Origin of the sequence: Hymenobacter coccineus (genome assembly GCF_001816125.1) — a bacterium.
Lineage (GTDB): Bacteria > Bacteroidota > Bacteroidia > Cytophagales > Hymenobacteraceae > Hymenobacter > Hymenobacter coccineus.
Window position 1 is genome coordinate 1 of the sequence record NZ_MDZA01000444.1, and the last position, 21009, is coordinate 21009.

The following is a 21009-nucleotide window of genomic DNA, read 5'->3' on the forward strand; positions in this document are numbered from 1 at the left end:
GCTGCTCACGCGCCTGGCGGCCCGCCCGGCCAACGCGCCCTACTACGAGCAGCTGCTGTTTTTGCAGGCCCTCACGCGCCACGCGCTGGGGCAGGAGCAAATAGCCCGGCAGCTGCTGGCCCCGCTGGCGGCGGGCACCAGCGCCACGGCCGGCTACTACCAGCAGCTACTGGGCCTCTGGCAGTTGCAGCAGGGCCAGTACGCCACGGCGGCCGGCCAACTCGCCCTGGCGGCCAGCCACGGCGCCACTACTGCCCCACTGGCCCGCGCCGGGGCCCTATTGCTAGCCGGCCAAACCGATTCAGCCCGTGCCGCGCTGGCCCGCATCGTGGCGGCGCCCGACACGGCTTTGCGCCGCGCCGCGGAGCCCCTGGTGGGGGCCCTGCCCGGGGCCGACGTGGGCCAGTGGCGCACTGAATTTGCCGCACGCTACCCGCAGGCGGGGACGGCCTGGCTGGCGCAGGCGCGGGCAGCCGGCGCGGGGCCCCAGGCAGCGGCCCTGTACCAGCGCATCGTGCGCGAAGCCCCGTTCAACGAGCCGGCGGTGCTGGCGGCGGCGGCCTACTACACCCAGCGGCGCGACTACTCGGCGGCCTACGGCGCGCTGCAAGCGGGCCTGGATGAAAACCCCGGCTCGCTGGCGCTGTTGCAGGCCTACGTGCTGGCCGCGGCCGATGCGGGCTTGCTCGACTACGCCGCCGATGCCCTGGCCCGGGTGCAGCCGCAGGTGCCGGCCACGGCCTTCGCGGCCCTCCAGGCGCAGTTTGCGGCGCGCCGGGCGGCCCACGCGGCTTTTTAAGCGGTTAGTTGTTGGCTGTTAGTTATTGGCTGGCAAATAAGTCATTGACTAATAACCGGCAACGAGCAGCTGGCAACCTATGTATTTTTGCGCGGCTTTTTAAGCGTTTCTTTCGACTGTTTTCCACGCCCGTCTATGCAACCGAACGTCATCGAAACCCACAACATTTCCCGGATGTACCGCATGGGCACCGAGGAAATCCACGCTTTGCGCTCCATCAGCATCACGATTCCGCGGGGCGAGTACGTGGCGTTCATGGGGCCCTCGGGCTCGGGCAAGTCCACGCTAATGAACATTGTGGGCTGCCTCGACACGCCCAGCGGCGGCCAGTACGTGCTTAATGGCCAGGACGTGAGCCGCATGAGCGACAACGCCCTGGCCGAGGTGCGCAACAAGGAAATCGGCTTCGTCTTCCAGACCTTCAACCTGTTGCCCCGCGCCTCGTCGCTCGACAACGTGGCCCTGCCTCTGATTTACGCTGGCTACGGCAAGCGCGAGCGCGACGAGCGGGCCATGCACGCGCTGCAAAGCGTGGGCCTGGGCGAGCGCGCCAAGCACCGCCCCAACGAGCTCAGCGGTGGCCAGCGCCAGCGCGTGGCCATCGCCCGGGCCCTGGTCAACAACCCCAGCATCATCCTGGCCGACGAACCCACGGGCAACCTCGACAGCAAAACGAGCTACGAAATCATGGACCTGTTCGAGGCCCTGTACGCCAAGGGCAACACCATCATCATGGTGACGCACGAGGAGGACATTGCCCGCTACGCCCACCGCATCGTGCGCTTGCGCGACGGCCTGGTGGAAACCGACGAGGTGAATACGGAAGTGGCCATCCACCACCATTCATAAGCCGGTTTCCCGCGGCCCGTTGCTTAACCAATCAACGCCAATTTTATGAAAATCTACACCCGCACCGGCGACCAGGGCCTCACCTCCCTCATTGGCGGCACCCGCGTATCCAAGGGCAGCTTGCGCATCGAGGCCTACGGCACCGTCGACGAGCTGAACTCGCACGTGGGCCTGCTGCGCGACCAAGACATCAACGCCCCGCGCCGGCTGCTGCTGAAGGAGCTGCAGGACCGGCTGTTCACCATCGGCTCGGCCCTGGCCGCCGACCCCGAGAAGTCGCGCATGAAGCTGCCCGACCTGCACGAGGCCGACGTGAAGCTGCTGGAAGACGAGATGGACCGCATGAACGAGGAGCTGCCCGAGCTGCGGGCCTTCATCCTGCCCGGCGGCCACCCCGCCGTGAGCATGGCCCACGTGGCCCGCTGCGTGTGCCGCCGGGCCGAGCGCCTGGCCATTCACCTGCGCGAGGAGTCATTCGTGGCCGATTTGGTGGTCATGTACCTCAACCGCCTCTCCGATTACCTGTTCGTGCTGAGCCGCTACATGGCCCACGAGTTGGGCGTGGAGGAAGTGACCTGGAAGGCCCGCGTGTAGCCCGCCCAACTAGCCAAGGCCCCCGGCCGTACCTTCGCCGTCTCCCACCCCCGTTCTTCGCTCGTTACTTTTTCCGTTTATGCTCGACACCCTCGCCATCCGCACCCAGCGCACCGATGCTTCCCGCATTGCCGAGCGCGACGCCTCTCCCCTGGAGTTCGGCAAAGTGTTTTCCGACCACATGTTCCTGGCTGAGTACCGCGGCGGCGAGTGGCACGATGCCCAGATTCTGCCCTTTGGTGACCTGCCCGTGAGCCCGGCCAACTCGGCGCTGCACTACGGCCAGGCCATTTTCGAGGGCATGAAGGCCTACCCCACCGCTGGCGGCGGCGTGGCCCTGTTTCGGCCCCTCGACAACTGGGCCCGCCTCAACGCTTCGGCCGAGCGCATGTGCATGCCCGCCGTTCCGGAGGAGCTGTTCATGCAGGGCCTCAAGGAGCTGGTGCGCCTCGACGCGGACTGGCTACCCCAGGTATCCGGCGGGGCCCTCTACATCCGCCCCTTCATGTTTGCCACCGACGGCATGCTGGGCGTGCGCCCCTCCGAAACCTACCTGTTCGCCATCATTACCTGCCCCGTTGATGTGTACTACAGCAAGCCGCTGCGCGTACGCTTCGAGCAGAAGTACGTGCGCTCGGCCGAGGGCGGCGCGGGCTTCGCCAAAAACGCGGGCAACTACGGCGCCGCCATGTACCCCACCAAGCTGGCCCAGCAGGAAGGCTACAACCAACTCATCTGGACCGATGCTTCCGAGCACCAGTACGTGGAGGAGTCGGGCACGATGAACATCGTATTTATCATTGACGGCAAGCTCATTACGCCCTCGCTCAGCACCTCCATCCTCGACGGCATCACGCGCCGCTCGGTGCTCCAGCTGGCCCGCGACATGGACGTAACCATCGAGGAGCGCCGCGTGAGCAGCCGCGAAGTCATTGGGGCCCTGCAAGCCGGCACGCTGCAAGAGGCATTCGGCGTGGGCACCGCAGCTACCATCGCCCCCATCGCCGTCATCGGCCACGAAGGGCACGACTACGAAATTCCCGCCGCGGGCCCCGACGCCCTGTCGAAGCGCATTGGCGCGGCCCTCGGGGCCATCCGCAACGGCCAGGCCCCCGACCCTTACGGCTGGGTAGTACCAGTGGGCGAGTAGCCCTTTAGGCAGTTTGTTTTACGTAGAGAACGTCATGCTGAGCTTGTCGAAGCATCTCTTCCTCGACTAATCATGGATTACTGCTACGGAAGAGATGCTTCGATAAGCTCAGCATGACGGCCTAATTTCAGCAATGAAAAAAAAGGCAGCCGGCCCCGCAACGGGCCGGCTGCCTTTTTTTGCGGACCTTTGCCCGTTCTAAATTACCCCATCCCATTCAACACTCCTAAGAATGACTCAAGACCACGTGCGGGACTTGAAGGGCCGCGCCGAGGCCCTAAGGAGGTATCTTTGACTACGATACCCGCAAGGACCAAATAACCACGGCCGAGGCCGAAACCCTAGCCCCCGATTTCTGGGACGACTCCAAGGCGGCCGAAACCAAGCTCCGCGAAATCAAGGCCATTAAAACCTGGACCGACGATTTCGAAGCCGTGCAGCAGGCCGTGGCCGACGTCGAAGTGCTCTTCGATTTTTATAAGGAAGGCGACGCCACGGAAGCTGAGCTACAAGCCGAGTTCGACGGGGCCCAGCAAAAAGTCGAGGCCCTGGAATTTAAGCGGATGCTCTCCGACGAAGAAGACCAGCTGCCGGCCGTTATCGAAATCAACCCTGGCGCGGGCGGCACCGAAAGCCAGGACTGGGCCGAAATGCTCATGCGCATGTACATCATGTGGGGCGAGCGCCACGGCTTCGGCGTGCGCCAGCTCAGCTACCAGCCCGGCGAAGGCGCGGGCATCAAGTCGGCCTCGCTGGAAATCGACGGGCCTTTTGCCTACGGCTACCTCAAGAGCGAGATTGGCGTGCACCGCCTCGTGCGCATGTCGCCGTTCGACAGCAGCGGCCGGCGGCACACCTCGTTCGCGTCGGTGTTCGCCTACCCGGTGGTCGACGACACGATTGTCATCGACATCAACCCCGCCGATATTTCCTGGGACACGTTCCGGGCAGGCGGCGCAGGCGGCCAGAACGTGAACAAGGTCGAAACCGCCGTGCGCCTCACCCACGCGCCCTCGGGCATCGTCATTGCCGTGCAAATTGAGCGCAGCCAGCTCATGAACAAGGAGCACGCCCTGCGCATGCTCCGCTCGCGCCTCTACCAGGTGGAAATGGACAAGCGCCACGCCGAGCGCGACAAGATCGAAGCCACTAAAAAGCGCATCGACTTTGGCTCGCAGATCCGCAACTACGTGCTGCACCCCTACAAGCTTATCAAGGACCTTCGCACCGGCATCGAGCGCACCGACGTGCAAAATGTGCTGGACGGCGACCTGGACGAGTACATCAAAGGCTTTCTGATGCAACACTAGGAGCCCCCAGGGCCCCGACACGCAACGCGCCCACGGGGCGAAGTAGAACAGCTATGCTGTGAGGGAGCAAGTGGCCTCAAGTACGGGTATTATCAACGCTAGCAGACAGCACGCGCTAATAATAACGGCTGAGTTTATAACCAAACGCGCTGCACGCCAATAATTTATTTTCAACACCTCCTTCTCAGGGCAGTCAGGACTGATTTTGCACTGAACTGTAGCCAAGCGTCCGAGATAAACTATAGGTATTTAGATATTTATTTTGTAAGTAATTTAATATATATCCTGATTTCAATTTGAAAAAAATTTATTTTTTACGAAATAATAAAATTTTTATTCCTCATTGATTAGTCATACTTTTAGCCAGCATAACAATTTTTTAACTCAGAAGTCTTCAACAATTCACTTACCCACTTCTTTTTTCATTCCTTATGAAAAAAACATTACTCATGAGCCTAGTGCTCATGTTCACCCTTTTCCACCAGGTGATGGCCCAGACGCGGACCATTTCGGGAAGAGTGACTGATCAGACCAATGGGGGCGGCCTACCAGGCGTAACGGTGCTGCTGAAAGGCACTACCACCGGTGTATCAACCAACGCAGACGGCAACTTCAGCCTAGGAGTACCCGCTAGCGGTGGCACACTGACGTTCAGTTCGATAGGATTTATAACCCAGGAGCAGCCCATCGGCAGTTCGGCCGTGATGTCGGTGGCCATGGCTACTGACATGAAGCAACTGAATGAGGTGGTGGTGACTGGCTACGGCCAGCAGCAAAACCGCGCGGAAGTGAAAGGCGCCGTGTCCACGGTGAACTCTGCGGACTACAAAGACCAGCCCATCATTGGCGTAGACCAGGCCTTGCAGGGCCGCGCGGCCGGGGTGCAGGTCAGCCAGTCCTCGGGCACGCCCGGTTCGGGCATCAGCGTGCGCGTGCGTGGGGCGGCCTCCATTGGGGCCAGCAACGAGCCGCTGTACGTAGTGGACGGCCTCCCGGTGAACACGGGCAGCTCGACCCAAGTGGGCGCAGGCGGCCAGCTAACCAACGGCCTGAACGACCTGAACCCGAACGACATCGAGTCGATTGAAGTCCTGAAAGATGCTGCTTCAGCCGCTATCTACGGCTCGCGGGCTTCAAACGGCGTGGTGCTCATCACCACCAAACGGGGCAAATCGGGCAAAGCGCGCATCGACCTTGACTATTACACCGGTGCCCAGTCGGCGTGGAAACGCCCCGACGTATTGAACGGCGCACAGCAAACCCAGCTGTTCCTAGATGCCGCTGCTGGCGCCTTTCCAGCCAATGCTGCCGGCAACTACCCAGCCTTTGGCGCTGTCTTCCGCAGCAACGCTGACTTGGCCGCCTACATCTACGGCCCCGGCGACGCAACCATCGTCAACGGTTTGGCTCAGTACGTAGACGCCGGCCCAGTCCGGCCCTTGAGCCAGTTTCAAGATCCTTCCACGTCTACTAGCACCGACTGGGGCAAGGAAGTGCTGCGCACGGCTCCCATTAGCAACTACGGCTTAACTTTTTCGGGCGGCTCGGATGCCAGTCGTTATCGTTTGGCGCTGAACTATTTCGACCAGCAAGGCACCGTGATTGGCTCGGGGTACACCCGGGGCAGTGCCCGTTTGTCGGTAGATAACAAGTTGTCGGATAAAGTGCGGATGGGCACTTCCATCGGGTTGAGCCAAAGCGTAAACAGCCGCATCAACAACGACAACAACATTTACGGGGTGCTGACCACCGCCCGCTTGTATTCCAGCGACTTGCCCATCTATAATGAAGATGGCACTTACTACAAAAACGGCTCGCTGGAGAACCCCGTAGCAGCTGGTAGAGAGCCCTACTTCAAAAGCACGAACAACCGACTGATTGCCAGCCAGTACACTGAGTTCGAACTGATCAAGAACCTGAAGTACCGGGCCACGTTCGGCATCGACTACACGTACAGCCGTGACGACGTTTTCCTGTCGACCTTGACCAATGCCGGGGCGGCCGTGCGCGGCGATGCTACCGCGGCCACCTTGCAGGAATTGAACTACAACCACATTAGCTCGCTTAACTACACCAAAACGTTCGGCACCGACCATAGCCTGAGCGCTTTGTTGGTAGCTGAATACCAGCGCGATAGAGAGAGTGATATTTTTACGGAAGTAACGGGCTTCCCCAGCAACGCCATCCGTGAGCTTTCGGCCGGTGCTACCAAGACGGAAGCCACCTCTTCTTCGACCGGGTATGCGCTCTTCGGGGCCCTGGCTAAGGTAGACTACGCTTACAAAGGCCGCTACCTGATTGGGGCTTCGGTACGCCGTGACCGCGGCTCGCGCTTTGGCTCCGACAACCAAGTAGGTTATTTCCCGGCGGTTTCGGCGGGCTGGCGGATCATTGAGGAGGGCTTCCTCAAGGACCAGACCACCCTGAGCGAACTGAAAATTCGGGGCAGCTACGGCGAAACGGGCAACCAGCCGACCGCTAACTTCGGTTCGCGGGGCCTCATCAGCCCAGGCGTTAACTACTTGAACCAAGGAGGCCTGTCGTTTTCGCAATTGGCTAACCCCAACCTGAAATGGGAGCGGACGCGCCAAACCAACGTCGGCGTTGACTTTGGTTTCCTGCAGAACCGGTTCTATGTTTCGGCTGACGTGTACCAGCGCAAAACCGATGCCTTGCTGCTTGCGCAAAACTTACCGTCCGACACCGGTTTCTTGAGCTATAGCTCCAACGTGGGCAACATTGAAAACAAGGGCATCGAGTTTGCCCTGACGACCATCAACTTCCGCCACGAAGGCACTGGTTTCAACTGGGAAACGAACTTCAACATCAGCTTCAACCGCAACAAGGTGACAAAACTGTCGGACCCGAGCATTACGGGTACGGCGCAGGGTTTTGCTAGCCGCCTCATCGTGGACCAGCCCCTGGGCGCGTTCTACGGCTACCGGGTCGACCACATTTTTCAGACTCAGGAGGAAATCAACACGCTCGACGCCGCCGCTAAAACGGCCACTGGCTCGGCTACGGCTACCTATCAGTCCACGGCTACCCGGCCCGGCGACATCAAGTTCAAGGACCTGAACGGCGATGGCCGCGTTACAGCGGCTGACCAAGAAATCATCGGCAATGCCCAGCCCAAGTTCTACGGCGGCATCACCAACACGTTCCGCTTCATGAACTTCGACTTTAGCGGCTTCCTGCAATACAACGTTGGCAACAAGGTGTACAACAACCCGCGGGCTTACACGCAGGGTATGAGCAGTGTGTACGGCCAAGACGTGGCCGTGCTGAACCGGTGGACGCCGACCAACACCGACACCGACATGCCCCGCGCCGTGTATAACGACCCCAACAACAACGCCCGTACGTCGGACCGGTTTTTGGAGGACGGCTCGTACCTGCGCTTGAAGAGCTTGACCCTGGGCTACTCACTGCCAGCCGCCCTCACCACCCGGGCTCACTTGCGCACCGTGCGCATCTACGTGCAGTCGCAAAACCTGGTGACGTTCACCAAGTACACGGGCCTCGACCCCGAGGTTAGCACAACGAGCGGCACCAACACAGCCCTCGGCACGGACTTCTTCACCTATCCCCAGGCCCGCACCATCACCGGCGGTGTCACGCTCGGGTTCTAATCTTTTGCTTCTTCATAGTCATGCAAATAATTAATTTTCGTCAGCTTGCTACCCGCTCGGCCCTGCTTTTAAGCCTGGGGCTGGCAGTGGGCGCCTGCGACAAGGCAGTGAACGTACAGCCGTCGAACAGCATTGGCGCGGAGACTGGCTACAGCACGAAGGAGGACGCCGCGGCCGGCCTGCTTGGCTGCTACGATGCACTACAGAACGTTGACTACGACGGCGTAGGCTTTCCCTCAACCGTTGACTTGCTCGCCAGGGAAATCCGGGAAGTAGGCACGTACAACACCACCTTCGGCCTAATAAACCAGAACCAGACCCTGCCAGACAATGTGCAGGTGGGCAACACGTGGAATGCCATCTATACGGCTATTAACCGCACCAATTACCTGTTGCAGCAGAGCGACAAAATCACCGATCCGGCCTTCCCGAAGCTGGACACCCAAGCCCAAGCCCGGGCATTGCGGGCCTACAGCTACATGAACTTGCTGGCTTTGTGGGGCGGCAGCACCCAGGGCTACGGCTACACTGATGGCCTCGGCGTGCCGTTGCGCCTCACGCCCACTACGTCCATTGGCTCGGAGACGGCTCCCGTTGCCCGCTCGAGTGAGGCCGAAGTGGCAACGGCCATTCGGGAAGACCTCGACTTTGCTATTGCTAACCTAACGGACGGGGACGGCACCACTAGCCTGGTTACTAAAAGCGCAGCACTGGCTTTGCGGGCCCGCTTTGAATTGCGGATGCGTAACTACGCCGACGCCTTGGCCTTCGCCAAGCAAGTGCCCCCCATAGCTGGCTTTGCCACGGCTGCGGCCACGGGCGTCACGTCGCCCGACGCGATTTGGCAGTTGGAGTTTTCGAATACCGACCAGAACCTGTTTGCTTTTTACTGGTACCCGTCGCCGGGTGGGCGCAACGAGTTTGACCCCGGCACAGGCTTCGCCGCCGCGCACCCGGCCGGCGACCGCCGCTTGCCCGTCAACGTGGCTACTTCTCCCACGGGCACCACGCTGAAATACACCCGTACCGCTACCCGCGACGATCCGTTTAACATCGTGCGTTACGCGGAAGTAGTGCTAACGCTGGCCGAAACTGCTGCCCAAACGGGCGACTTGACCACTGCCGCAACGCAGCTCGACATCATTCGCACGCGGGCCGGTTTGGCCCCTACCACGGCCACTACGGCGGCGGATCTGATTACCGATATCCTATTGCAGCGCCGCCTGGAGTTCGCTTACGAAGGCAACTACTGGTTTGACCTGCGCCGCACCAACACGGTGCAGTCGACGCTGGGCGCAACGGCCCCGGCCGCAGCCAACGCATGGAACCAGCCCTTCCGCAACTTATTCCCCATTCCTTTGCGTGAAGTCAACATCACCAACGGGCTGGTTGCCCAAAACCCGCAGTACTAACGCAGCGGGCCTATCATAAAAAGCCCGGCCAGTTTGGCCGGGGCTTTTTTGATAGCAATGCAATCCGAAGAAACCTCAGAGAATATACTGGCTCAGGTCGCGGTTTTTGACCATGCTGGCCAGGCGCTCCTCCACCAGCTCGGCGGTGATTTGGATGTGGGCGTGGGGCCCTATTTTGTCGGGCACGTCGAAGAGCAGGTCGTTGAGCAGGCGGCTCATGACGGTGTGCAGGCGGCGGGCGCCGATGTTCTCTACCTCGGCGTTTACCTCGAAGGCGATTTGGGCCACGCGCTCCAGGGCGGCATCGTCAAAGGTTAGCTCTACTTCCTCGGCCTTTAGTAGGGCTTCGTACTGCTTGGTGAGGGCGTTCTTGGGGTCCTTGAGGATGCGGTAGAAATCGTCCTTGGTTAGGCTTTGCAGCTCGACGCGGATGGGGAAGCGGCCTTGCAGCTCGGGAATCAGGTCCGAGGGCTTGCTGACGTGGAAGGCGCCGGCGGCGATGAACAGGATGTGGTCGGTGTTGACGATACCGTACTTGGTGCTCACAGCCGAGCCCTCCACGATGGGCAGCAGGTCGCGCTGCACGCCCTGGCGGCTCACGTCGGGGCCCCCATTTTTGCCGCCGCCGCTGGTGGCCACCTTGTCGATTTCGTCGATGAAGATGATGCCCGCGTTTTCAGCCTGGCGCACGGCTTCCTCCTTCACCTCGTCCATGTCGATGAGCTTGGAGGCTTCCTCTTCGAGGAGCACCTTGCGGGCTTCGGTCACGGTGAGGCGGCGCTTGCGCGACTTCTTGGGCATCATGTTGCCCAGCATTTCCTGTAAGCCCGAGAGGGCGGCCTCGTCCATGCCCGGGGCCCCCATGATGCCCACGTTGGGCCCGCCCTGCGCCACTTGAATCTCGATGTGGCGGTCTTCCAGCTCGCCGTCGCGAATCTTCTGGCGGAATCGCTCGCGGGTGCGCTCGTTCAGCTCCTGGTCGGAGGTGGGCAGGGCGTCGCCCACAATGTTCTCGGCGCTGCCGCTGAAGCCCACGTTCACACGCGATGCCGCGCCGCCGTCCTTGGCGGGGGCCATGAGCGGCGGGATGAGGGCGTCGAGGATCAAGTCTTCCACGGTTTGGGCGGCCTGGGCCTTTACTTCCTCCTGGCGGCGCTGGCGCACGCGGTTCACGCTCTGCTCGGCCAGGTCGCGCACCATGCTTTCCACGTCGCGGCCCACGTAGCCTACTTCGGTGAACTTGCTGGCCTCCACCTTCACGAAGGGCGCGTCGGCGAGGTGGGCCAGGCGGCGGGCAATCTCGGTTTTGCCCACGCCGGTGGCCCCGATCATGAGGATGTTGTTGGGCACAATCTCGGCCTGCATGTCGGCTGGGGCGTGCAGGCGGCGCCAGCGGTTGCGCAGGGCAATGGCCACGTGGCGCTTGGCCTCGTGCTGGCCGATGATGTACTTGTCGAGTTCGGCCACAATCTGGGCCGGGGTCAGGAAATGTTCTTGGAGCATGGGCAAAGGTGGGGGCGAGCCGGCGAACGGCCGCCGCCCCGGGGCCCGGGGAATAGTGTTGGATAACCCGCGGGCTACTCTTTCTTCTTACCTAAAGCGTGCGCCAGGGTAAAATAGTTGCTGGCCCCCGCCGCTTGCAGGGTAGCGTACGTGTAATCGAGCTGAAAGCCGCTGATGGCCACCATCGCCCCGAAGCTGAGGCCGGCCCCGCCACTGGTGTTGGCCAGGCGCAGCTCGCGGCGCTGGAGGTGGTTGTAGCCCACGCGCAGCTGCAAATTCTGGCTGAGCACCAGGGCCGCGCCCACCGTAAAGTGCCGGGCCAGGTTGTCGCCGAAGCTCTTTTTAGGGGCCTGTACGCCGCCGTTGGCGTCGAGGGTGGTAGCGGCGGGGTCCAGGTACTGAATGTCCCATTGCTGCAAGTGGTGGGCTGTGAGTGAGAAGCGCACCGGCATGTGCTCGGGCTTGGCGGTGGCGCCCAGCTGCACGTCGAGCGGCAGGGGGCCCCGGGTGGTACCGTCGTAGGGCACGAACTGGTAGCCCACGTTTTTGGCCACCAGGCCCAGCGTGAAATCCTGGGTGGGGTGCTTGTAGAGGATGCCGGCATCGGCTACGCCGGCCAGCGAGCGGATGCCGGCAATGCTTGACACGGCCAGCTTGGCGGTGAGGCCAAACGTGAACTTGCCTTTGGTGTAGCTGTCGCTCACGCCGGCCGTGTACTCGTTCACCACGAACGAGCCCAAGGTGTTGCCGGCCGGGTCGTAGCTGGGCTGGTCGGCGTAGTTGATGTACGTCAGGGCCAGGCCGAAGCGGCCGGCTTTGGCCGTGTTGAAGACGTAGGCGGCGGTGCTCTGTTTAATATCGGCCACGTAGCCCACGTAGCTCAGGGCCAGGCGGTGGTCCATGTCGGCGTTCAGCAGCGCGGGGTTGCCGAAAAGCATGGTGGGGTCGGCGCTGCGGGCCGACGGGTTCATACCGCCCCAGGCTGCCAGCTGGGCCCCGGGCGGCAGGTCCAGAAACGGCAGCACCGACCCCCCACCCAGTTGGGCGGCGGCGGGCAGGGCCCCCAGCAGGCCCGCCAGTCCGAAAGCAAAACCGGCGAGCCGGCGGGCAGAAAAGTGCTTCACGGGGGAATTAAGGCGTAGATGCGGTATTATAGAACGTCATGCTGAGCGCAGTCGAAGCATCTCTACCGCGCAAGTAATCAATATTTACTGCTGCGGTAGAGATGCTTCGACTGCGCTCAGCATGACGTTTTAAATTTAACCAAAAACATCCTATTAAGGCACTTCATTACCTCCTCTACTGCACCTCCACGCTGGGGCCCGGGGCGGGCAGCGGCTCGTCGCGCACGGGCAGCTTTTGGGGGTGCGGCACCAGCTCGGCGAGCAGGGCCACGCCCAGCACGTCCAGTACGCGGTCGACGTAGTGAATGTGGAGGCCTTGGAGGTAGTCGGGCATAATTTCTTCCACGTCCTTGCGGTTTTTGGCGCACAGCATAATGTCCGTCATGCCGGCGCGGCGGGCGGCCAGCAGCTTCTCCTTGATGCCGCCCACCGGCAGCACCTTGCCGCGGAGCGTGATTTCGCCCGTCATGGCCAGGCGCGGGCGCACCCGGCGCTGGGTGAAGGCCGAGGCCATGCTGGTGAAAATAGCAATGCCCGCGCTGGGCCCATCCTTGGGCACGGCCCCCTCGGGGAAGTGAATGTGCAAGTCGTACTGGTCGAACAAACGGTAGTCGATGCCGATTTCGTCGGCCCGGCTGCGCAGGTAGCTCAGGGCGGTAATGGCCGATTCCTTCATCACGTCGCCGAGCTGGCCCGAGAGCGTGAGCTTGCCGCGCCCGCGGCTCAGGAGGCTCTCCACGAACAAGATGTCGCCGCCCACGCTAGTCCAGGCCAGGCCCGTTACCACGCCGGCCGTGTCGTTGTCCTGGTACATGTCGCGGTCGTAGATGGGGGCCCCCAGGATGCGGCGCACCTCGGCGGCGTCGAGGGCGGCGGGCACGGGCTCCTTGCCGGCCTTGCGGCGGGCGAGGTTGCGCGTCACGGCGGCCAGCTTGCGCTCCAGGCCGCGCACGCCGCTCTCGCGGGTGTAGTCGTCAGCCACGCGGTGCAGGGCCCCGTCACTGATTTTCACTTCCTGGGGCCCCAGGCCGTGCTCCAGCAGCTGCTTGGGCCAGAGGTGCTTCTTGGCAATCTGCACCTTTTCTTCCTGGGTGTAGCCGGTCAGGTCGATGATTTCCATCCGGTCGCGCAGGGCGGGCTGGATGGTGTCGAGCGAGTTGGCGGTGGCGATGAACAGCACCTTACTCAGGTCGTACTCCACCTCCAAGTAGTTGTCCACAAAGGTCGAGTTTTGCTCCGGGTCGAGCACTTCGAGCAGGGCCGAGCTGGGGTCGCCGCGAAAATCGGCGCTCACCTTGTCAATCTCGTCGAGAATAATGACTGGGTTGCTGGCCCCGGCCTTCTTAATCTGGTTGATGATGCGGCCCGGCATGGCCCCCACGTAGGTTTTGCGGTGCCCGCGAATTTCGGCCTCGTCGCGCACGCCGCCCAGGCTCAGGCGCACGTACTTGCGGCCCAGGGCCGTGGCAATGCTGCGCCCGAGGGAGGTTTTGCCCACGCCGGGGGGGCCGTACAAGCACAGAATCGGCGACTTCAAGTCCTGCTTCAGCTTGAGCACCGCCAGGTATTCGAGGATGCGCTCCTTTACTTTCTCCAGGCCGAAGTGGTCGGCGTCGAGGATTTTGCGGGTTTGCTTGAGGTTGATTTTGTCCTTCGTGTACTCGTTCCAGGGCAGGTCGAGCAGGAATTCCACGTAGTTGGAAATCACCGAAAAGTCGGGCGCCATCGGGTTGGTGCGGGCCAGCTTTTCCATCTCCTTGGCGAAGTGCATGGCCACCGGCTCGGGCCACTTCTTGGTCAGGGCCCGGTCGCGGTAGCGGCCGATGTCCTGGTCGGGGCCCTCCTGGCCGAGCTCATCCTGCAAGGTTTTGAGCTGCTGGCGCAGGAAGTACTCGCGCTGCTGGGCGTCGATGCCGGTGTGGGTTTTGGTGCGGATGTCCTGCTTGATTTCGAGCAGTTCCACTTGGTTCAGCAGGGCCTCCAGCAGCTGGCGGGCCTGCTGCTCGGGGTCGCCCAGCTCCAGCAGGCGCTGCTTGGCGGCCAGGTCGAGCTGCACGTTCGAGCACAAAAAATGCGTAAGGAAGGCCGGCGACTGGATGCCTTCGAGCATGCTGCGCGCCTCCGATGGAATTTCGGGGCTCAGCTCCACCACCCGGCCGGCGGCCTCACGCAGGCTTTGCAGCAGGGCAAACTCGGCGGGCACGTCCACGTTCAGCGACGTTTCGGCGAAGTACTGCACCCGGGCCGTGAGGCGGGGCGCGTAGCTCAACTCCTCCTCAATGGTGAAGCGCACCTGGCCCTGGATGATGATGGTGACCTGCCCATCGGGCTGCTCGATGAGCTTGAGGATGCGGGCGAGCGTGCCCACGGGGTGCAGCTCGGCCACGGTGGGCTCGGCGTCGTCGGGGCTGTGCTGGGCCACCACGCCGAGCAGCTTGTCGCCGCTAGCATAGATGGCGCGCACCAGCTTGGCGCTTTTCTTACGCGTGACGGTGACCGGCAGCACCACGCCCGGAAACAGCACGGTGTTGCGCACGGGCAGCAGTGGCAGCTTGGCGGGCGCGTCGTCGCCGTTGAGCAAGTGGTCGGGGTCGGCCGCCATAATGGCGATGGCCTCGGGTTGGGGGTTGGCTTCGCCGCGCAGCCCGTGGGGGCGCGCCGCGGCGGTGGAAACAGAAGCCAGGGGCATAGCAGAGAGGATCAGAAGACGAACGCCGCGGGTGCCAGATTGGCAGCCCGCCGCGCATACAGAATTAGCCGACAAGATACACCCGCCGGCGGGCCTGGCCGGTCAAGCGCCGTGCCAAAGCCCGGGGCCCGCCAAAGCGGCGCTTACCCGGATAATTACATTTTTATGAACAACTTGCATCCGCTATTCAACTCTTTTTACCCGGGCCATGCCTGTAATGTTTTATCGGCGGGCGCTGCGGTGGCTCGTCTTTGCGTGCAGCCTGGCACTGGGGCCCGGCGCGTGGGCCCAGGCACCGAAGCCCGCCCCGCGCCCGGCCATTGCGCCCGGGGCCTATAAAGTGCGCGGCCTGGGCAGCCGCAGCCGCCAGCTGCGCCTGCGCCCCGACGGCACCCCCGATTTTGTGTACCTTAACAAGTACCGCTTCTACGAAGACAAAAAGGCCCTGCGCGCCATTGCCCACGCCGAAAAGCGCCGCCGCTACCACCAGGCCCGGCTGCTGCTCGAAGACTACGTGGCGCGGTTTGGGCCCGAAAACTTTGGGCGCGGCACCGGGCTGCTCTGGCGCATGGGCCAGCTGCTGGAGCGCGACAGCCAGCTGATAAAAGCCAAGGCCTACTACCGCCTGGCCTTGAAACATCGCCAGACGGATGTTACCAAAGTGCAATTGTATTACGATTCGCTGGAGCAGAAAAACACCGCCTTGTACGTGCCCCTGCAAACGTACTACGACTTAGTAGAGTACCGCAAGAACCTCAACACGTTCCACCCGCCCAAGGGCGTGTACACGAGCATGGGCGACGCCGTGAACAGCAAGGCTCCCGACTACGGCCCCACCCTGGCCGGGCGCGATTCGCTGCTACTCTTCAGCAGCAAGCGCAAGCGCCGGGGCCTCACCGGCGTTGTGGACGAGGACCTCTACACCTCGCGGCGCGAGGGCGTGAGCTGGACCGACGCCGAGCCGCTGCCCAAGCCCATCAATTCCCCCTATAATGAAGGTTCGGCGTGCTTTAGCAAGGACGGGCGCACCATCTTTTTTGCCCGCTGCGAGTGCCCCACCTGCCACGGCAACTGCGACCTGTACACAGCCAAGCTGGGCAAAGACAACAAGTGGAGCGTGCCCCGCAGCCTGGGCCCCGCCGTGAACTCGGCGGCCTGGGACTCGCAGCCGGCGCTGTCGCAAACCGAAGACACCCTGTACTTTGCCTCCGACCGCATCGGCGGTTTTGGGGGCAGCGACCTCTACTTTACCGCCCGCCAGAAGAACGGCCAGTGGGGCCCCGCCCAGAACCTGGGGCCTGTGGTGAACACGCGCGAGAGCGAGGTTAGCCCCTTCTACCACCCCCTCTACCACGTGCTGTACTTCAGCTCGCGCGGGCAATTACTGAACTTCGGCGACTTCGATATATACAAAACCTACCGCGTGCAGGGGCGCTGGCAGGAGCCCCGCAACATCGGCCCCCTGGTGAACGGCAAGGGCCCTGAGTACTATTTCACAATCGACCGCGACAGCAAAAACCTCTACTACGCCCGCTCCGAGCCCACCGAGGTGGGCAACCTCGACCTCTACTCCTTCCCGCTGCCCATGGAGGCCCAGCCGCTGGCCACCACCACCGTAGCCGGCACCCTGCGCGACTCCGTCAGCAACAAGCCGCTGCAAGGCATTGTGAGCGTGATTGATACCGACAACGGCGTGGAGGTGGCCAGCAAGTACCTGCGGCCCGACGGCAGCTTCGACTTCGAGCTGATGGAGGGCTCGCACTACGTGCTGCTCATCCAGAGTCCCGATTTTTTCAGCGTCGAGAAGAAGTTTGAGCTGAAAGGCGACACGGTGGTGAGCCTGCTCACCAACAGCCTGAACTACAAGCTGCCACTGGTGTTCAAGAACATCGAGTTTGAGGCCGGCAAGGCCAACGTGCTGGCGGCCATGCACTCCACCCTCGACCGGCTCACGACCTTTCTGGCCGACCACCCGACTTACCGCCTCAGCATTGCGGGCCACACCGACGCCCAGGGCGACCCTGACGCCAACCTCCTCCTGTCGCAGGCCCGCGCCGAGGCCATCCGCCAGTACATCGAGCGCAAGGGCAAAATTGCGCCCGCCCGCCTCGAAAGCGGCGGTTTTGGCAGCTCCCAACCCTTGAAAGAGGAGGCCAACGAGGCCGACGCCCGCGTGAACCGCCGCGTAGAGTTCCGCATCCTCAAGCCCGAGGGCGGCGCACCGGGCGGCGACTGGAAATAGGGCCCCGGGCCAGGAGCTCATATTATTAGCCTGTTTTACAGCGCTTTGGCAAAGATGTAGGCGTTTACCAGCATGAAGGTGAAGGCCGGCAGCGAAACCAGCAGGCCGTCCTTCACCTTGATGCGGACGGCCACGCCCAGGAACATGAGCAGGGCCAGGCCACCGGAGGAGATGAGCAGGATGAGGTTGTATTTCAGGCCCACCAGCAGCCCCAGGGCCCCCAGCAGCTCGAAGATGATGGCAATCACCCCCACCCTTTCCAACCCAAACCGCTTGAACTCTTCTTTCATCTTGGGCGACATGAAATAGGCAATGCCGTAGCCCAGAAAGGACAAGCTCGAACCCCAAATTAACACGGTGAGTAAGCTCATTAGGCGGCGGGGTACAGGGCCGCGTAGGCGATGAACAAGCTCAGCACCAGCAGGATGAAGGATGGGGCGCGCTTGGCAAGCGGGTTGTTCACCTTCTGGTGGAAGTACTGCGCGGCCAGCATCAGCGCGGCCATGAGCAGGGCGGGCACCAGCACCAGGGCCGGGTACCAGATGCCGGCAATGAGCAAGGTGGCTAGGATAGTTTTGGTGGAGCCCACCAGCGTCCGGGTCTGGTCGCTCAGGCCGTACTGTTTGAATTCCAGCACGATGTTGTCGAAGCGAAGCACCCACACGAAGAGAACCGAGAGGGCAACGACGAGTTGAGCGATGTGGGCGGCGGTGTTCATGCTGGTTTTCGTTTAGGGCCCCGGTGGCCGGCTCCGTTGCCGCGTTGGCTCGGGTAGCTACCGGCCATGCCGCGCCGATTTTTGGGCCCGACGCAGTGCATAGGTTTGATAGCAAAGCCCTTCGGCCGCCCGAATGTTTAGGCTCCGGCGCGGTAGCCCGGTGGGGCTCGCCGTTGCAGTACGAGCGCCAAACGGAGTGCCACTTCACTTTGCAGCGCTGGGGGCCCTAACTCAAAAACCGCTTACTCCAACTCCCACCACGGCTCCTGCCGCACCGGGTCGCCCACGGCGTAGGGCTCGCCGATGCGGGGCACCGTGACGGGCAGGCCCAGGGCCCCGGCGGCGGGCAGCAGGCGCCGGATGGGCTCGTTCCAGGGGTGGTAGGCCAGCGTGAACTTGGCCCAGTGCACGGGCCACAGCACGGCGGCGCGCAGGTCGCGGGCGGCCTGGGCCGTTTCCTCGGGCAGGGTGTGGATGGGGTGCCACAGCGCATCGTACTGCCCATTTTCGAGCAGGGCCAGGTCGAACGGGCCGTACCGGGCGCCAATTTCCCGGAAATGCGGGCCGTAGCCGCTGTCGCCGCCCAGGTACAGGCGGTGGGACCCCAGCTGGAGCACAAAGGCGGCCCACAGCGTGTTCTGGGGCGACAAGCTGCGGCCCGACATGTGCTGCGCCGGCACGGCCGTGAACTGCACGCCGGCCAGCGGCGCGGCGGTTTCGTGCCAGTTCAGCTCGGTAATTTGGTCGGCAGCGTAGCCCCAGTGGCGCAGGTGGGCCCCCACGCCCAGGGCCGTGACCACCCGGGTTACTTGGGGGCGCAGCGCCGCCACGGTGGCGTAGTCGAGGTGGTCGTAGTGGTCGTGGGTGAGCACCAGCACGTCGATGGGCGGCAAGTCGGCCACGCCGTAGCCGTTGCTGCCCGCAAAGGCCTTTACCGAGCCCGGCACCGGCGAGGCGTTGCCACTGAACACGGGGTCGACCAAAATATTAAGCTCTTGGTATTTAATTAGGTATGACGAGTGGCCGAACCAGGTGATGGTGGGCCGCGCGAAGGGCCCCGGGGCCCGCAGGTTAGTGGCTACCCACGGCAGCGGCCGGCTGGGGCGGCTGGTTTTGGGCCGGTTCAGGTAGCCCCGCAGCAGCTTGCCCATGGGCGCATCGCTGACGCTGAATCGCACGCCGCCCGGGTTCTGAAACTTGCCGCCTTCGAAGTTGGACAGCGCCGCAAACTTTTGGGCCTGCGCTGCCGAAGGGCTTTTACCGAGGATTTTCATTCGTAAGAGGCGGGCCCTAACCTGGCCCGCTGGGGCGCAGACGGCTGGGGGCCCGCGATGTTTTAGGGGCCCCACGGCAGTTACTAGAGCAAGCGCTAAAGCTGGGGGCCCGATGCTGTAGAACGGAGTGGTACTCCGTTCGGCGGGCGCGCGGCAACGGAGTGCCACTGCCTTGGGTGGGCGCGTAGCAACGGAGTGCCACTCCGTTTTACACGTGCTGGTCCGCCGGGGGCCCTAGGAAACGGCCAGCACCTGCACCGTTTTGCCGTTGAACACGGCCGCCTCGCCGGCGCGCTTACCCTTCAGGGCCAGGGCCACCGGCGCGGCCCCCGACACGGCGAAGCACTCCTGCCCGCCCACCACCAGCCGGCCCGCGCTGATGGCCAGGTAGAACCAGCCCAGCGAGGTGTGCACCAGGGCCCCCGGGCGCACCGCATCGCAGGGCGCGTCGGGGCTGATGCGGGCCAGCTCGGCGGCCAGCTGGCGGGCTTGGTGCAGCTGGCCGGCGTTGCGGTCGCGCTCCTGGGTGGCCATTTCGCGGCCGGTTTCGTACTTGTCGCCCGCGCTGCTTTTGGTGTCGGAGTTGCCGATTCCTGGGCGGCCTGCATGGCCACGGTGGCGGCGGCCATGCGCTGCTCGATGAAGGCCTGGCAGGCGGCGTGCAGGGCGGGCTTGGATAAAGAATCGGCCATGGGAGCGAAGCGGAAAGGATAAAAGTAGGCCCGGCCGGGCCCCAATGCCCGCCGCGCAGCCGCGGCGGGCCCCAAAATCGGGTAATTCTACGCGCTAAACAGCTGGCCGCGCCTTGGTTCTTTGCAGTGCAAAATTGAGTCAGTACAATCGGACCAGCGCGGAGCCCCGCTTTTGGCCCCGCCGCGCGCCGCGTCACTCCTTAACCCTCGCATTTCCTACATGAGCCCCCTGCCTGAGCCAGCGTTTGAAAATGAGGCCCCGGCGCGCCGCCTGCCGCGCTGGCAGCAGCGGCAAAAAAACTTCGACGCGGTGGGCCCCGCGGCGGCCGACGGCGCCCGCCGCGCCAGTATCAGTCCTTTTCACTCCGCTCTCGCTTTGCCGCGTGAATTCGCCAACCTTCCCGCCCTGAAAAGCGCCCAGCGCGCCGAGTTCCTGCGCCGGGCCCAGCAGCTGGGCCACCACCTCGATGCGCTGCGCAGGGACTGGAGGAGCATCGGTTTTTCACCGCCGCCACCGCCGATATGCTCCGGCTGCTGCCCGCCGCGGCCCTGCTGCCGCACCCGGTGCCGGGCTTTTACCAGCCGGCCCCAAGACCCGGCCCGGGCAAGGGCGGCGCGCTGGTATTTGCCGGCGGCCCGCTGGCGGCGCCCCCCGGGGGCCCGTGCACGTGCAGGCCGTATCCATCGACACGAAAGTGCTGGGCCCCGGCGAGCAGTGGGATGTGAGCGCGCCCGCCGCTGAGGCCTGGGGCCCCACCGCCCTGCCCCTCTACGTGGTGCTAAACGTGCGGCGGCTGGTGCTGCACCCGGGGGCCGCCGTGGTGGTGCGCGGCGCCGCTTTTTCGCTGCTCTGCCAAGAATACCACTGCCTGGGGGCGGTGGGCGCAGAAGCCCCCCAGGTGGCCATCGGGCCCGCGCCGCCGGCGGCCGCCGGCTAGGCCCCTGCCAGCTGGCCGAGTTGGTATTCCGCGACGTGCGGGGCCCTGGCCGTGCACGCCCAGCCGGCCGCCCCACGCCCGCC

15 protein-coding genes and 1 pseudogene are annotated in these 21009 nt (G+C 63.4%); 9 read left to right on the forward strand and 7 right to left on the reverse strand.

Features of this window, described 5'->3' with window-relative positions:
- The 7 genes and pseudogenes from BEN49_RS28505 to BEN49_RS23440 all read left to right on the forward strand — a co-directional run.
- A pseudogene (locus tag BEN49_RS28505) lies at positions 1 to 799 on the forward strand (hypothetical protein); the annotation flags it as partial.
- A gap of 135 nt (positions 800 to 934) precedes the next feature.
- A complete protein-coding gene (locus BEN49_RS23415; RefSeq protein ID WP_070747149.1) occupies positions 935 to 1648 on the forward strand; it encodes an ABC transporter ATP-binding protein in 714 nt (237 codons plus the stop codon).
- A 45-nt stretch (positions 1649 to 1693) separates the two neighbouring features.
- Complete coding sequence (locus BEN49_RS23420) at positions 1694 to 2242, forward strand: cob(I)yrinic acid a,c-diamide adenosyltransferase (RefSeq protein ID WP_070747151.1); 549 nt, start codon at positions 1694 to 1696, stop codon at positions 2240 to 2242.
- Positions 2243 to 2321: 79 nt separating this feature from the next.
- Positions 2322 to 3392: a branched-chain amino acid aminotransferase gene (locus tag BEN49_RS23425; RefSeq protein ID WP_070747153.1), complete on the forward strand. Its 1071-nt coding sequence runs from the start codon at positions 2322 to 2324 to the stop codon at positions 3390 to 3392.
- 232 nt (positions 3393 to 3624) lie between these two features.
- Positions 3625 to 4702 (forward strand): peptide chain release factor 2 gene (gene prfB, locus BEN49_RS23430; RefSeq protein WP_193415869.1). Its coding sequence is split into 2 segments (ribosomal slippage): positions 3625 to 3675 and positions 3677 to 4702, totalling 1077 coding nucleotides; the frame shifts between segments, so codons are not numbered across the junction.
- Positions 4703 to 5133: 431 nt separating this feature from the next.
- Complete coding sequence (locus BEN49_RS23435) at positions 5134 to 8334, forward strand: SusC/RagA family TonB-linked outer membrane protein (protein ID WP_070747157.1); 3201 nt, start codon at positions 5134 to 5136, stop codon at positions 8332 to 8334.
- A gap of 20 nt (positions 8335 to 8354) precedes the next feature.
- Positions 8355 to 9746, forward strand: coding sequence for a RagB/SusD family nutrient uptake outer membrane protein (locus BEN49_RS23440; RefSeq protein ID WP_070747159.1), 1392 nt, complete (start codon positions 8355 to 8357; stop codon positions 9744 to 9746).
- 75 nt (positions 9747 to 9821) lie between these two features.
- Here the strand turns inward: BEN49_RS23440 and hslU are convergent, their stop codons facing one another.
- From hslU to lon, 3 genes are all read right to left on the reverse strand, one after another.
- A complete protein-coding gene (gene hslU / locus BEN49_RS23445) occupies positions 9822 to 11249 on the reverse strand; it encodes an ATP-dependent protease ATPase subunit HslU (RefSeq protein ID WP_070747161.1) in 1428 nt (475 codons plus the stop codon).
- 74 nt (positions 11250 to 11323) lie between these two features.
- Positions 11324 to 12373, reverse strand: coding sequence for a type IX secretion system protein PorQ (porQ, locus tag BEN49_RS23450; protein WP_083326416.1), 1050 nt, complete (start codon positions 12371 to 12373; stop codon positions 11324 to 11326).
- A 175-nt stretch (positions 12374 to 12548) separates the two neighbouring features.
- Positions 12549 to 14975, reverse strand: coding sequence for an endopeptidase La (gene lon, locus BEN49_RS23455; protein ID WP_070747172.1), 2427 nt, complete (start codon positions 14973 to 14975; stop codon positions 12549 to 12551).
- 295 nt (positions 14976 to 15270) lie between these two features.
- On the opposite strand from lon, the gene BEN49_RS23460 reads away from it, so the two are divergent.
- The gene (locus tag BEN49_RS23460) at positions 15271 to 17304 is read left to right on the forward strand and encodes an OmpA family protein (protein ID WP_239692077.1); all 2034 of its coding nucleotides are present in this window, start codon (positions 15271 to 15273) and stop codon (positions 17302 to 17304) included.
- A 35-nt stretch (positions 17305 to 17339) separates the two neighbouring features.
- Here the strand turns inward: BEN49_RS23460 and BEN49_RS23465 are convergent, their stop codons facing one another.
- The 4 genes from BEN49_RS23465 to BEN49_RS23480 all read right to left on the reverse strand — a co-directional run bounded on the left by BEN49_RS23465 (position 17340) and on the right by BEN49_RS23480 (position 19830).
- Positions 17340 to 17675: a DoxX family protein gene (locus BEN49_RS23465; protein WP_070747163.1), complete on the reverse strand. Its 336-nt coding sequence runs from the start codon at positions 17673 to 17675 to the stop codon at positions 17340 to 17342.
- Positions 17675 to 18022, reverse strand: coding sequence for a DoxX family protein (locus tag BEN49_RS23470; protein ID WP_070747165.1), 348 nt, complete (start codon positions 18020 to 18022; stop codon positions 17675 to 17677). Before BEN49_RS23470 ends, BEN49_RS23465 begins: the two co-directional genes overlap by 1 nt.
- 242 nt (positions 18023 to 18264) lie before the next feature.
- Entirely contained in the window at positions 18265 to 19296 is a 1032-nt protein-coding gene (locus BEN49_RS23475) for an MBL fold metallo-hydrolase (protein ID WP_070747167.1), read from the reverse strand.
- Positions 19297 to 19530: 234 nt separating this feature from the next.
- A complete protein-coding gene (locus BEN49_RS23480; protein ID WP_239692078.1) occupies positions 19531 to 19830 on the reverse strand; it encodes a hypothetical protein in 300 nt (99 codons plus the stop codon).
- A gap of 826 nt (positions 19831 to 20656) precedes the next feature.
- Here BEN49_RS23480 and BEN49_RS23490 point away from each other — a divergent pair.
- Positions 20657 to 20926 (forward strand): hypothetical protein, encoded by a 270-nt coding sequence (locus BEN49_RS23490; RefSeq protein ID WP_125917176.1) that lies wholly within the window; start codon positions 20657 to 20659, stop codon positions 20924 to 20926.
- The last annotated feature ends 83 nt before the right edge of the window (positions 20927 to 21009 follow it).

Coding starts and splice junctions, on each gene's coding strand:
- BEN49_RS23470 (WP_070747165.1), bottom strand. CDS start 18,022: ATGAACACCGCCGCCCACATCGCTCAACTCGTCGTTGCCCTCTCGGTT.
- BEN49_RS23435 (WP_070747157.1), top strand. CDS start 5,134: ATGAAAAAAACATTACTCATGAGCCTAGTGCTCATGTTCACCCTTTTC.
- BEN49_RS23440 (WP_070747159.1), top strand. CDS start 8,355: ATGCAAATAATTAATTTTCGTCAGCTTGCTACCCGCTCGGCCCTGCTT.
- BEN49_RS23465 (WP_070747163.1), bottom strand. CDS start 17,675: ATGAGCTTACTCACCGTGTTAATTTGGGGTTCGAGCTTGTCCTTTCTG.
- lon (WP_070747172.1), bottom strand. CDS start 14,975: ATGGCGGCCGACCCCGACCACTTGCTCAACGGCGACGACGCGCCCGCC.
- BEN49_RS23420 (WP_070747151.1), top strand. CDS start 1,694: ATGAAAATCTACACCCGCACCGGCGACCAGGGCCTCACCTCCCTCATT.
- hslU (WP_070747161.1), bottom strand. CDS start 11,249: ATGCTCCAAGAACATTTCCTGACCCCGGCCCAGATTGTGGCCGAACTC.
- BEN49_RS23460 (WP_239692077.1), top strand. CDS start 15,271: ATGCCTGTAATGTTTTATCGGCGGGCGCTGCGGTGGCTCGTCTTTGCG.
- BEN49_RS23415 (WP_070747149.1), top strand. CDS start 935: ATGCAACCGAACGTCATCGAAACCCACAACATTTCCCGGATGTACCGC.
- BEN49_RS23480 (WP_239692078.1), bottom strand. CDS start 19,830: ATGGCCACCCAGGAGCGCGACCGCAACGCCGGCCAGCTGCACCAAGCC.
- BEN49_RS23475 (WP_070747167.1), bottom strand. CDS start 19,296: ATGAAAATCCTCGGTAAAAGCCCTTCGGCAGCGCAGGCCCAAAAGTTT.
- BEN49_RS23425 (WP_070747153.1), top strand. CDS start 2,322: ATGCTCGACACCCTCGCCATCCGCACCCAGCGCACCGATGCTTCCCGC.